Below are 12,547 nucleotides of genomic sequence, written 5' to 3'. Positions count from 1 at the left end.
GTCATTAGACCAGCTCAGCTTGCTGGCGTCGCGGGCAAGCTCCCTCCAATAGATTCACTTCAAAATGTGGGAGGGGCCTTGGCCGCGACGGCTTGCTGACAGGTCTTAATTTCTTTTCGCATAAAAAGCACCCTCACCCTTCTGCATTGGCTCTTGCCGCGCAATACCCCGGCAAACGCCCGAACAGCAACCAGTAGAGCACCGGAATCAAACCCAGGGTGATCAGGGTGCCTAACGCTAGCCCACCCATGATGGTGATCGCCATACCTTTCCAGAGCGGGCCGGCAAACAGCATCAGTGGAATCAGGCCGATGATGCAGGTTAGCTTGGTCATTACGATGGGGCGAAGGCGCATGACCGCAGCGTTTACCACTGCTTCCTTCAGCGCCAGACCGGCAGCCGATTCAGCCTCGATCCGCTCCAACAGCAAGACCGCGTTATTGACGATGATGCCAGCCAGCGACAGCAGGCCAAAGGTGGCCATGAAGCCGAAGGGATAGCCAGTAATCAGCAGAGCAAGCGATACGCCGATCAGGACGAAAGGAACACTGCTGACCACGATCAGCAGTTTGCGGAACGAGTTGAACTGCCAGATGAACAGCAACAGCATCGCGATCAGCGCATGAGGCAAATACTGCAGCAGCGCCTGGTTAGCAGCGGCAGAGTCCTCGATCTCTCCACCCATTTCGATGCGATAGCCACTGGGCAGGTTGATCGCAGCCACTTCCGGAGCCAGTTTTTCCACGATGGAGCTGGCGGTCATCAAGGGGTTGTGGCCTGTGACGGTTATCGCCCGCTCCAGATTGCGTCTCTGAATGACCGACGCCTCTACGGCAGGCTCAATCGCGGCAATGGCTGAAAGAGGCAGCGCATCGCCTCCGTTCGAGGGATAAATCAGCGTACTGGCAATATCATCGCCTGGCGCTATGGCTGTTGCCGGCTCCCGAACCAGAATCGGCACGTTCGCTTCACCATCCTGCATCGAGGAAACCTGCAATCCTCCATTGCGCAGTTGCAGGGCCTGAGCAATCTCTTCACTGCCGACGCCTGCGCGCCGGGCAGCATTCTGATCGACCACGATGTTGTAACGCATCAGCCGCAGCCGCCAGTCGTTTTGTACATCCAGGGTTCCGGGCAACGCCAGCATGGCTTTTTCGATACGCGAAGCAATATCCCGCAGTACGGATTCGTCCAGACCGATCACTCTGTAAATGGCAATACCTGCCTCGGTGGTTCCCAGAGAAAACCGCTTGGGTTGCGCCTGCACTTGCGGATGCTGGCTCAACAGATAGCGACGGGTACGTTCGATCACCGCATCGAGATCGGCTCCCTCTTTGATGCTCACCGTAAAGTAGGCCGTATCCGGGGCTGCCAGAGGTGGATTGAGGCCCAGGACGATACGCGGTCCGCCATCAGCAACATAACCAATGCTGCTCACCACATCACGATCGGCACTCAACCATTGGCTGATATCGCGCACGGTCTGCTGCGTCATGCCAGATGCAGTACCAGGTTCCAGGGTGACGGGTATCTGGAATTGCAGGCGATCGGATTTGGGCAGGAAATCGTAAGGCACCTGAATCAGCACGATCACGGCACAGATCAGCATCACCAGCATGCAACCCAGAAACTTCAGCGGATGCCTGAGCAACCCTTTGATGATCCTGCGATAGCCACGATAGAAAGCCGAATCGTAAGCCTGCTCCTCATTGTGGCGCTCATCTGGCTGCGGCGCCTTGGCAAAGTAGAAACACAGCAACGGCGTTACGGTCACACTCAGCAGCCAGGAGCCCAGCAAGGCAATGGCCAGCACGATAGCCAGTGACCTCAGGTATTCGTTGGTGCTGGTCTGGCCCAGGAAGAACGGTGAAAAGGCCAGAACGATCACCAGCGATGACGTCAGCAAAGGAATCATCAAGGTTCGCCCCGCATCCTCGCAGGCCTCTCGACGCGCTTCCCCGGCTTCCAGCCGACGTTCGATATCTTCGGCAATGACTATGCCGTTATCCACCAGCAGCCCCAGAGCCAGAATGATCGCGGCAATGGAGACGGTCTGCAGCTCGACGCCCAGTGCGCGCATCACGATCAATGTTCCAAGGATCGTCAACGGCACGATGGCACCCACCACCAGACCGGTTCGCCAACCCAGAAACAGCATGACGACGACCATGACAATCACCACGGTCTCCATCATCACATGATTCATTTTCGACATTTCGTGATGAACCACATCCGACTGAAACGTCACGACATGCAACTCGAACCCCATGGGCAATTGCGTTTCGAGTTGCTCCAGACGCGAGCGCAGCTGTGCCCCGAACGCCTCGATATTGAGCCCTGGCTTCATCGAAACGGCCAATACCACAGCATCCTGTCCCTGATAAATCGCCGCTGTATCCGGTTGTTTGTCGAGTGCTACCGAAACCTTTGCCAGCGTGCCGAGTTCGATGATTTTTCCGTCAGTAAGCCGTATCGGCAGCGTCTGTAACTGGGATTGTCCCAGCACTTCACCGCTGACGGTCATGGTCGTGCTCTGGCCGCCCACCACGGGGCTGCCTGCCGTGACAATCATGTTCTGGTCTTGCAACTGCTGCAGGATCTGCCGGGCCGACATGCCTGCGGCAGCGAGCCGCGAACGATCAATATCCAGGTAAAAACGTTCCTGCTGCATACCGTACAGCGAAATCTGCTCCACTCCCGGCAAGGCATAGAGCTGGTTGCGCAACCGGGTCAAGGGTCCACGCATTTCACTCATGCTGTAGCCCTCGGCGGTTACGGCAATGGAAGCCACGGCAACGCGCCCGAAATCATCATCGACAAATGGCCCCGACGCGCCTTTCGGAAAGCCCGCACCGGCCTCGGCAGCCTTGGCCCTGACACGCTGCCAGAGCACGCCCAGATTCGAGACTTCGTCGTAGGCAGTTATCTGAATGACCGCGCTTCCCGGCCGTACCGTTGTGACCAGATTCTTTATCTCTGGCAGTTCGCGCAATTTGTCTTCCGTCGGCTTGACCAGTAATTCCTCGACCCGCTCGGCAGGCAGACCGGGGAAGGAAACACTGACCAGCGCATCACGGATAGTCACGGAAGGCTCCTCCTGAGAGGGAAAGCCAAGAAAAGTGAAGACTCCGGCGGCGAGCACCAGAAAAGCAGCGAATAGCGTCAATCGGCTGAAGCCGAGGGCATGGCGTGTAAGGTTCATGGTCTAGTTCTGGGTAAGGCGTGTGGAAGGCTGAAACAGGCTGACAGCCTGGCCATCGGTCAGAAAGGCGACGCCGCTGACAACAATCTGCTCGCCTTCGACAAGCCCGCTGTCGATCACCGCCCGACCTTGCCAGACGCCCTTGAGCGAAACATTGCGGGCCGACACCTTGCCTTGTCCGGGCTGATAGACAAATACCTGGGCTTTGGAGTATTCGTCGCCCACCACCAGAGCCTGCATCGCAATGGTCATTGCACGGGAAGACTCGGGACTGAGTTGCACCAGCACCGATACACCACTGGGAAGCGGCTCACCTGCATCCTCGACACGGAAGATAGCGGTCTGTGTCAGACCGTTGTCGGCGCGCTGGGAAAGGCTTTCCAGCACCAGATCAAGCGCGACTGTCGGTTGCGAAACCATCCACGCGGCAGCACGCTCACCTGGCGTCATCTTCAGTGCCTGGGCCACAGGCACGGCGGCTACGATCTGACGGCTATCGTCGGACTCGATCTCAAGCACCACCTGCCCTGATGCCGCCTCGCTGTACGGCTCGACCGGCCGCGCCACGACCCGACCGGCAAAGGGGGCAATCAGCCTGACACGCTCGACCTCACGCTGGGCCAGGGCAAGGTCGGCTGAGGCCCGGCGCTGCTGGGCACTCGCATCCTGCCAGGCCGTTTCGGCCTGTTCGACAACACTTTGTGCAACGCTGCCTGAGGCGAAAAGGCTCTGCTGGCGCTGATAATTGCGTTTGCGCTCCAGCGCTTGCGCAAGACTGGTGGCGACACTGGCCTGGGCCTGTTTCAGACGCAATCGTGCAGGTTCGTCATCCAGTTTCGCCAACACCTGCCCCGTCTGCACGTGGCCCCCCACATCAACACCCAGCGACATCAACCTGCCTGAAGACTCAAAAGCCAGCGCGGCGCGCTGCTGCTGGCGAACCACACCCGCCATGCGCATCCCGTCCCCTCGCCCGGCGCTGACAGTTTCGACCTTGACTGCACGAACCACAGGCGGCACAGCAGCCTCTTGCCCGGAACACCCGGCGAGTTGCAGGGCCACAAGACAGACCACACAAAGGCCGGTGAAAAACCTCCTGGTCAAGATTCCCTTTGTATTGAAATGCCAGCGCATGCTCGATACCTGCCCTTCAGTCAAAAACTGTAATTGATTGTGGCCAGGCCAGTGGCCTCGGCGTGGGTCTGCACCAGCGGGCTATTACGCACCTGATCGGTGTAATGAGTGACACCGACTGAAGTCAGCGCTGACCAATGCGCATCGAAGGTGTGTTGCCAGTTGAGCGCGGCAGAATACGAGTAGATCCCGCTGTCGGCCTGGAAGCTGCTGAAACGTGAAGTGCGGCTCTGCGCCTGGGTGACACCGAAGTAGGTCTGGTTGTAACGCCCATCGCCTGCATGGGCATCGATGTCCAGAGCGATGGTGTCGTCATTGCTGTGGAATACGATGCCCTCGACACCCAGGCGGTAGCGATTGCCGCGGTCTTCACCGCCGGTTCGCAGCTCGGCTTCGCCATTGAGGGAAAGCCATGGCAACAATTGCTGGCTCACATTGATATCCGCAACCGTTGCCCCTTCTACCGTTCCCATGCCTTTGAGGTCGGTGGAACCGTAGCGACTGCCGTTGTTTTTAGTGCTGCGACCCATGTCGTAGTTGAGCGCCGCACTGGCACTGAAACCTGACGCCGATTGCCATTGCAGGCCCAGCCCCCGAAGGCTGTCGGCAAACAAAATACCGCGCTGAATACTCAGCACCGGCAGCAATGTACTGCGGTAATGGTCAGACCCCATGTAACGCGCAGTGACAGCGGCACCCAGTCCCATACTGATATCGGTCTTCTTGCCCAGAAGACTGTTGCCCGACGTGTCGTCAGCCGCCTGGACACTTCCGGCACAGCTGGCGACAAGAGTCGCACACGTCAATAAAGCCTTCAGGAACACACGGGAATCGAAAGTGGCGTATCGGTTATTCATGATGAAGCTCCGGTTTGAGGTGTGGTTTGTGCGGGAGCGGCGTCAGTGCCATTGAGCACGCGATAGATATCCAGGCGGTTCAGCAGCAGGTCATGGCGAACCTGACGCCAGGCCATATCCGTCCGGGCGATCAGAATCCTTGAAGAGAGCAGTGAAAGACGACTGGCCCCGCCGACATCCAGCGCTTTGGAAATACGCTGGGCCTTGCTAGTGGCAAGGGCGATGAGGATCTGTTGACTGCGCAGGCGCTCAAGCACCAGTTGCCGCTGTGCCAGCACATCGGCAACTTCGCGAAAGGCGGCCTGAATGGTCTGCTCGTACTGAGCGACGGCAATGTCCTTGCGCACCTGCGCCAGATCGAGATTGGCGCGGTTGCGTCCAGCATCGAACAGCGGCAGTGAAATCTGAGGACTGAACAGCCAGGTACCGGAGCCGGCATCAAACAGTGAACGCAAGCCATCGCTGGCCAGGCCGGCCCCCGTACTGAGCCGCACAGACGGGAAAAAGGCCGCACGCGCTGCACCGATATTGGCGTTGGCCGCTTGCAAATGCTCTTCGCTCTGACGCACATCAAAGCGCTGTAACAAGCGTTGTGAAGGCATGTCCGCCAGCCACGCGGGCGTCTCGGGTGCATCCACACGGTCAGCAAGCACTTGCAGGTCGGAAGATTCAGACTCGGGTGCAACCTGTGTGACATAACCAGTCACCAACATCAGTGCCTGGGTGGCACGCGAGTGGTCGGTAATCGCTTCCTGCAACTGAAGATGGGTGTCTTGCGCCCGCACGTGCTCCTGGGCAACATCGTCGAAAGAGATGGCGCCAGCCGCCTGTTGCTTTTCTGCCATACCCAGCAGTGTCTGCTGCGCTTCATCGATACGTCGGATATCACCTTGTCGGGCAGCCGCCAGACGCTCCGCCAGATAGAGCCTGGCAACCTCGACGATCAGCGCGCTTCGTGCAGCCTGCTGACCATAGGTGGTTGCCAGATAGTCATGACGTGCAGCCTCGGAAAGGCTGCGTACACGACCAAAGAAGTCCAGTTCAAAATCCGAAATACCTATCGATGCGTATTTAAGATTTTGTCCATAGCGTTCGTTGAGGACCGCATTATCGAAGTGTTGCTTGTCGTGCTCGACGCTGGCGGCCAAGGTCGGCAACCGGTCTGCCTGTGCAATCCCCGCCAGGGCCTGCGCCTCCTTGACCCGTAGCGACGCCAACTGGAAGTCCCGATTGAACCCGAGCCCCTGTTGCACAAATCGCAGCAACTCACCATTGGGCTCCAGCTCTGTCAACAGACGGCTTTCATCAACCGAAAGCAGCAGCTCGGTCGCCATCGGATGAAGCGCTACTTGCACACTCACTCCCTGTGCCACCGGCACGGGCAAGGAAGGTCTGCGGTAATCGGGAGCCAGCGAGCAACCGTTGATACTCAGGGCCAGCGACAGCACCGACCAGCAGATCAGATTCGATCTTTTAGATTTGGACAGCGGTATGTTTGGCGGCATAGGATCTGTTCGCGGTAATGAAATCTGGAGCGATCCTATGTGCCGTCTATCAATAAACCGTTCGTGAAATATCAAGATTTCATCAAGAGGCATCCCTGTGTCGGAAAAACGTATTCTGGTGGTCGAAGACGATGCTGACAGCGCCAGTATTCTGGAGGCTTACCTGCGCCGGGATGGCTTTGCAGTGACACTGGCCGAAGATGGACAACGCGGGATCGAACTACATCGCCAGTGCAAGCCGGACCTGATTCTGCTGGACGTGATGCTTCCAAAGGTGAGCGGCACCGAAGTGCTTTCAGCCGTCAGGCGTTGCAGCGACACGCCGGTCATCATGGTCACGGCCATGGGCGATGAACCGGAAAAACTCGGTGCCTTGCGTTATGGCGCCGATGATTATGTTGTCAAGCCCTATAACCCCAAGGAAGTCGTGGCCAGGGTACATGCGGTGCTGCGCCGCTCGGGAGGATCCGGGCTCGCCGAACGGCATCTGCGCCATAAGAACCTGTTGGTGGATCTCGACGCCGTCACTGCAAGAATCGAAACGGATATCGACGAGCCGGTGCTGCTCGATCTGACACCTACCGAGTTCAAGATCCTGTCCACCCTGCTGAAAACCCCGGCCAAGGCCTTCACCCGCGACGAACTGCTGGAAATATGCCTGCCGGACAGCGATGCCCTGGCCAGAGTCGTGGATGCTCATGTCCACAACCTGCGGCGCAAGCTGGAAACCCATGGCATCGAAGGCGTTCTGGTTACCGTACGTTCCGTTGGCTATCGATTCCGGTGAACCCTGTGGCCGATCTTTCAAAGAAACACCCCAACCCGTTATGGCGCTGGGTCGGCATACGCATGAGCCTTCTGGCCATGGCCGCGATTGTGCTGATCGCTCTCAGCATGTGGGCGCACTTCCTGTTCCTGGAATGGCAGACCCTGCAGCGCATGCCGGTCGAGACTCGGATTGAGCTCGAGCAACTGCGCAGTGATCCGCGCCTCAACGAAGCACGCCTCTGGGAGATATCCGCCCAGTACTATGACATCGAGGATCTCGTCGCCGGCATCAGCAACAAGGACTGGATCCTGCTGGCAGTTCTCGTTGTCGCTGCCCTGCCTGTCATTCTTCTCTGCGGCCTGCTTTTCTCACACCCACTGTCCAGCCAGTTTTCGGCCATTGCAAAGGTAGCGCGCCTGGTTGCCCAGGGCGATTTCAATACCCGGCTTCCCGTTACCCACAAAGGCCCTGAGGAACTGCAAACGCTGGTCAGCGACTTCAACAGCATGACAGCGCAGTTGCATCGATACGAACAGGAGGTCCACGAATCCAGTGCCGTCATCGCCCATGAGCTGAGAACACCGCTGAATGCGTCCATGGGCCGTGTGCAAGGCATGATCGACGGTGTCTTTCCCTGCGATACAGAACAACTGAATATGGTGAAAAGACAACTGGATCAATTGAGCAAGCTGGTGGATGACCTTCACCTGCTGTCTCTGGCCCGTGCCGGCCAACTGCAACTCGACAAGACCCGCTTCGCGCTGGGAAAACTGATCGATGAACGTCTGACCTGGTTCAGCGACCCGCTCGAAAACGCCGGTATCCAGCCCACGGTCGATATTGCGCCAGACCTGTACATCGAAGCCGACCGGGACCGTATGGGTCAGGTGGTCAATATCCTGATAGACAATGTAGTGCGCTATGCCGCGCAAGGCGGGGAGCTGCATATTTACGCCCGGGCAGACAAAGACCAGGTGTCGCTGGCATTTGCAGATCGCGGCCCGGGCTTTGAGAAAAAAGATCTGGACCTGGTATTCAACCGATTCTGGCGAGCCGAACGCTCAAGGGCGCGCTATAGCGGTGGCAGCGGCCTGGGTCTGTCCATAGCCCGCGCCATCTGCAAGGAACATGGCGCAAGCATCGACGCTGAAAACCGGGATGGGGGTGGTTCGCTCATAACGGCAGCGCTTCCAAACGCTCAGGGATGAAAATTCTGCCGTTCAATGCGCCCAGCGCCGATGCAACCCTCGCGCCGCCGCATCCAGCATGAACCCCAGCACACCGATCAGCAGCACCATGGCCATCAGCTCCGAGTACGCCAGTCGGTCACGGGTATCGAGGATGAAGTAACCCAGCCCGGCGCTGACACCCAGCATTTCGCAGGGCACCAGCACGATCCACAGGATACCGATGGACAATCGGGTGCCGGTCAGTACGTGACCGAGGATGCCCGGAATGATGATCCTGCGCAGGGTTTCCCAGCGGGTGGCGCTGAGGCTGCGGCTCAGTTGCAGCCAGCGCGGGTCGAGCTGGCGTACGCCGGCCACGGTATTGAGCAGGATCGGCCAGACTGCGGCGAAGGTCAGCAGGAAGTAGATCGGCTGGTCGCCCACGCCCATCAACATGACCACCACCGGCATCCACGACAGCGGCGAAATCATGCGCAGCAGTTGAAAGGCCGGGTTGGTGGCAGCTTCCAGGGACCGGGAGCTGCCGATCAGCAAACCCAGCGGAACACCGATCAGCAGCGCCAGCAGCAGGCCGACGAAAATCCGCTTGAGGCTTACCCCTACGTGCTCGTAAAGCTCTGCCCGCCCGAGCAGTTCCCACAGGCTGGCAAAGGTCGATTCCGGCGAAAAGCGCTCTGCAAGACCGCCCGTTTCAGCAAAGGCACTGACACCCAGCCACCAGAATGCAAGCAGGCATAGCAGACCGGACACGCCCAGAAGCGCATGCCCGGTGGTCGAACCTTTTACTTCGCTCAAAAGCCGAACTCCTCGGTACGCTCGAAGTTATCCGCTAGCCCGAAGGCTTTCAGACCGCCAATGGCGCCAATGCTGTTGCGCACAAAGCGGTCGTCCACCAGGTCCTGTGCGGCATATTTGGGGTCGAGGCTGGCAAGAAAGCCCTTATCGCCTTCGATCAGGGTGTCCTTAAGGCGCCGCACCAGTTCTTCGGTGTAACTGGGGAACGGGTACGGCTGGAAGTCGATGCGCTGCTCGTCCCATTGAGTGTGCTGGATGGCACCGCTGGCCAGATAGCCCTGCCGCTCGCTGACCTGTGGCGCAAGCACCCGGTCCAGCACCGATTGCGCATGGGGCGTGTAGCGGTTCGCGCCGTCCCTGGACAGCAGCTTCGCCGCTTCGGCACGGTTGTCCCGGGTCCATGCCTGGGCCTGAACGATGGCGTTGACCACTTTTTGCGACCAGTCGGGTCGATTGTTCAGGTCGTGCTCGTGCATGAACACCACGCAGCAGGCGTGATTGCGCCACAGGTCGCCGGTAAAACGCTGGATGCGCCCGACCTTGAGGTCTTCGGCCAGGGCATTGAAAGGTTCGGCGACGATGTAACCGGCAATGCGCTTGCTCGCCAGGGCTGGCGGCATATCGGAGGGCGGCAGCACGATCAGGTTCACTTCGTTGGCGGCCAGCGGAGCCGTGGCCGCCTTGCTCACCGGCACCAGGCCGTTATCACGCAACAGCTTCTGCACTACCACGTTGTGCACCGAGTACCAGAACGGAATAGCCACCGTCTGCCCGCCCAGTTGCCGGACCTCGCTGATCTGCGGCGCCACGGTCAGGCCCGAGCCGCCGACATGATTCCATGCAACGACCTTGGCCGGTACTTTACTGCCGTAACGCGCCCAGACGGTCATCGGTGATAGCAGATGGATAACGTTGACCTGTCCGGAAATGAAGGCTTCGATGACCTGCGCCCAACTGCGCAGCAGCACGGGGCGTTCAGCCTTGATGCCTTGCGCCTCGAACAGGCCATTGTTGTGCGCCACCAGCAGTGGCGTCGCGTCGGTAATCGGCAGATAACCGATACGCACGGGTGCATCCGGTTCGGCAGCCGCCCTCGCCTCCAGGCTGTTGAGTAATGGCAAGGCACCGGCAGCCGTCAGCATGGCGCTGAGTTTAAGGAAGTCACGACGTGTGTGATTGAAATCGTCCAGGCACATGGCCATTCTCCGGCGAATCGAGCGATTGAGGGTGATGTTGCAAATTGCGGCTCGCCCGCCGAAGGGTTTTAAGAATATCGATACGCAGTGCGCCCAGTTCATCGACCAGCTCGGCACGCGGCTGAGGCAGGTCGATACGCCACTCGCCAAGAATCCGCGCCGGGGTGTTGCCCAGTAGCAGGATTCGGTCGGAGAGCAGCAGCGCTTCATCTATATCGTGGGTAATCAGTAACGCTGCGGTGCCGTGCAGCGCGATCACCTTGAGTAACAACTGTTGCATGTCGCTGCGGGTGATTTCATCCAGCGCGCCGAATGGCTCGTCCAGCAGCAATACCTGCGGTTGCCGCGCCAGGCAGCGTGCCAGCGCCGTACGTTGAGCCATGCCGCCGGAAAGCTGCTCCGGGAAATAGTTGCGGGCATGCTGCAGACCGACTTCGGTGATGGCCTGATCTATCCGGGCCTGGCGCTCGCTCTTTGTAAGGTGCGGCTGACGCGCAAAGTCCAGGCCAAATGCGACGTTCTTCTCCAGGCTCAGCCACGGCAACAGACTCGGGTCCTGAAAAGCCACGGCGACTCGTGGATGAGGGCCATGCAGCGGTTCATCAAGAAGACTGACCGTGCCTTCGCGAGGCACCTGCAAGCCAGCCAGCACTCGCAGCAGACTCGACTTACCAACCCCGCTCGGGCCAAGGATTGACACGATTTCGCCTTTGCCCAGTTGCAGGTCGAAATTTTCCAGTACGTTTTGCCAGCCATTGTCCCGCTCGTATCCCAGGACGATGGCCGAGGCCTGCAACAGAAGCTGACTCATGCTGCGCTTTCCTCGGCCTGACGCCGCAACTCGGCACGCAGTTGCACCAGGCTGGGTGTGACAATCGGCAAAAAGGCCGATTCGCGCCAACGCCGTGCAAATGCACTGCCGTACTCGCAAAGAAAAGCCTTGCCACCGCTGGCCTGAAGTTCCAGTTGCACTGCATTGGCGGCGGACTCGGCCAGGGCAATGCGCAAGCGAAACAGGGCAGCCGGCTGGGTCAGGAAGCGTCCCTCGAGCAGGCCACGCTTGAGGTCACTGACGGCGTTTTCCAGCAGGAACCGGTATTCGTTCAGCTCGCCGCGCAGCACAGAGCGTGAGCCTTGCAAATGACTGTCGACTTCCTTGAGGGCCCGTCGAGCCAGGCCAATCGACATCCCGCATTGCAACCCCAGAAATGCCGGCCGCACGGCTGGCAGAAATTGCCGGGCATCGTCATGCAGCAACCAGTCGTTGCTCAAGTGCACATTCTTGAAATCCAGAGCCGCCGTGTTGGTCGATTGCAGCCCCATCAATTGCAGATCATCCGTGCGCTGCAAACCGCTGACCGATTGCGGAATTGCCAGGATAAAGGGCTTGCCACCCGGCTCATGTTCGATGGCTGCCGCCACGACGAAACCGCTTTTGCGCAGGTTGGTAACCCAGTGCAGGCGACCGTTCAGTTGCCAGTCTTCACCCTGCAGACGAGCGCTGACCTGCAGCGACTCGATGCCGGAAAGAAACTTCATCGCGTTGGAAAGCCCGGTCGCACCGGCCAGTCGACCACTCAGCAAGTCCGGTAACAAGCGCTGACGCAATGCCAGGTTGGGGCTATGCAGCAAGTATTCGATAAAGGCCCGCTGCCCCCACAGCACGAAGGCTGCGGCCAATGAGTGCCCGGCAACCTCGGCAACGGCTTCCACTGCATCGCTCAGATCACCACCATGGCCACCTTGAGCCGTGTCGATCCCGACACCCAATACCTCTCCAGTCGCCAATTGCACAAGCACCTGCTCAGGATCCTGGCTACCAAGGTCAAGCGCATTGGCATGCGTGTCCAGCCATCTACTTGATTCGGAGTCGAGCATGGTGTTTCTCCCCTGTAGCGT

At 59.1% G+C, this 12,547-nt stretch carries 10 protein-coding genes; 2 read left to right on the top strand and 8 right to left on the bottom strand.

Going from position 1 to position 12,547, the window contains the following annotated elements; translation table 11 throughout:
* Positions 1-133: 133 nt before the first annotated feature.
* From ALQ04_RS14845 to ALQ04_RS14830, 4 genes are all read right to left on the bottom strand, one after another.
* Positions 134-3,202 carry an efflux RND transporter permease subunit gene (locus ALQ04_RS14845; protein WP_122316505.1) on the bottom strand — a complete coding sequence of 1,023 codons (3,069 nt, stop codon included), beginning with the start codon at positions 3,200-3,202 and terminating at the stop codon, positions 134-136.
* Between the two features lie 3 nt (positions 3,203-3,205).
* Positions 3,206-4,264 (bottom strand): efflux RND transporter periplasmic adaptor subunit, encoded by a 1,059-nt coding sequence (locus ALQ04_RS14840; protein ID WP_259645016.1) that lies wholly within the window; start codon positions 4,262-4,264, stop codon positions 3,206-3,208.
* 92 nt (positions 4,265-4,356) lie between these two features.
* A complete protein-coding gene (locus ALQ04_RS14835) occupies positions 4,357-5,193 on the bottom strand; it encodes a MipA/OmpV family protein (RefSeq protein ID WP_122316503.1) in 837 nt (278 codons plus the stop codon).
* Positions 5,190-6,698 (bottom strand): efflux transporter outer membrane subunit, encoded by a 1,509-nt coding sequence (locus ALQ04_RS14830; RefSeq protein WP_122316502.1) that lies wholly within the window; start codon positions 6,696-6,698, stop codon positions 5,190-5,192. The genes ALQ04_RS14835 and ALQ04_RS14830 overlap by 4 nt, the downstream gene beginning before the upstream one ends.
* A 97-nt stretch (positions 6,699-6,795) precedes the next feature.
* Here ALQ04_RS14830 and ALQ04_RS14825 point away from each other — a divergent pair, with 97 nt between their 5' ends.
* Both ALQ04_RS14825 and ALQ04_RS14820 read left to right on the top strand, forming a co-directional pair.
* Complete coding sequence (locus ALQ04_RS14825) at positions 6,796-7,485, top strand: response regulator (RefSeq protein ID WP_122316501.1); 690 nt, start codon at positions 6,796-6,798, stop codon at positions 7,483-7,485.
* A gap of 5 nt (positions 7,486-7,490) precedes the next feature.
* A complete protein-coding gene (locus ALQ04_RS14820) occupies positions 7,491-8,675 on the top strand; it encodes a sensor histidine kinase (protein WP_409077260.1) in 1,185 nt (394 codons plus the stop codon).
* Positions 8,676-8,687: 12 nt separating this feature from the next.
* Here ALQ04_RS14820 and ALQ04_RS14815 read toward each other — a convergent pair whose 3' ends face one another.
* From ALQ04_RS14815 to ALQ04_RS14800, 4 genes are read right to left on the bottom strand one after another with little or no spacing between them, the layout of a single operon-like run.
* Complete coding sequence (locus tag ALQ04_RS14815; protein WP_122316499.1) at positions 8,688-9,452, bottom strand: ABC transporter permease; 765 nt, start codon at positions 9,450-9,452, stop codon at positions 8,688-8,690.
* The gene (locus ALQ04_RS14810) at positions 9,449-10,648 is read right to left on the bottom strand and encodes an ABC transporter substrate-binding protein (protein ID WP_122316498.1); all 1,200 of its coding nucleotides are present in this window, start codon (positions 10,646-10,648) and stop codon (positions 9,449-9,451) included. The genes ALQ04_RS14815 and ALQ04_RS14810 overlap by 4 nt, the downstream gene beginning before the upstream one ends.
* The gene (locus ALQ04_RS14805) at positions 10,614-11,459 is read right to left on the bottom strand and encodes an ABC transporter ATP-binding protein (RefSeq protein ID WP_122316497.1); all 846 of its coding nucleotides are present in this window, start codon (positions 11,457-11,459) and stop codon (positions 10,614-10,616) included. The genes ALQ04_RS14810 and ALQ04_RS14805 overlap by 35 nt, the downstream gene beginning before the upstream one ends.
* Positions 11,456-12,526 carry an acyl-CoA dehydrogenase family protein gene (locus ALQ04_RS14800; RefSeq protein WP_122316496.1) on the bottom strand — a complete coding sequence of 357 codons (1,071 nt, stop codon included), beginning with the start codon at positions 12,524-12,526 and terminating at the stop codon, positions 11,456-11,458. Before ALQ04_RS14800 ends, ALQ04_RS14805 begins: the two co-directional genes overlap by 4 nt.
* Positions 12,527-12,547 lie beyond the last annotated feature (21 nt).

The organism is Pseudomonas cichorii, from assembly GCF_003700275.1.
GTDB lineage: Bacteria > Pseudomonadota > Gammaproteobacteria > Pseudomonadales > Pseudomonadaceae > Aquipseudomonas > Aquipseudomonas cichorii_B.
The sequence above is the reverse complement of the archived record's forward strand: the minus strand, read 5'-3'. Positions and strand labels throughout refer to the sequence as shown.

What these genes read in the sequence shown, in the direction of transcription:
- ALQ04_RS14845 (WP_122316505.1), bottom strand. Translation starts at nt 3,202, where the DNA reads ATGAACCTTACACGCCATGCCCTCGGCTTCAGCCGATTGACGCTATTC.
- ALQ04_RS14835 (WP_122316503.1), bottom strand. Translation starts at nt 5,193, where the DNA reads ATGAATAACCGATACGCCACTTTCGATTCCCGTGTGTTCCTGAAGGCT.
- ALQ04_RS14830 (WP_122316502.1), bottom strand. Translation starts at nt 6,698, where the DNA reads ATGCCGCCAAACATACCGCTGTCCAAATCTAAAAGATCGAATCTGATC.
- ALQ04_RS14810 (WP_122316498.1), bottom strand. Translation starts at nt 10,648, where the DNA reads ATGTGCCTGGACGATTTCAATCACACACGTCGTGACTTCCTTAAACTC.
- ALQ04_RS14805 (WP_122316497.1), bottom strand. Translation starts at nt 11,459, where the DNA reads ATGAGTCAGCTTCTGTTGCAGGCCTCGGCCATCGTCCTGGGATACGAG.
- ALQ04_RS14800 (WP_122316496.1), bottom strand. Translation starts at nt 12,526, where the DNA reads ATGCTCGACTCCGAATCAAGTAGATGGCTGGACACGCATGCCAATGCG.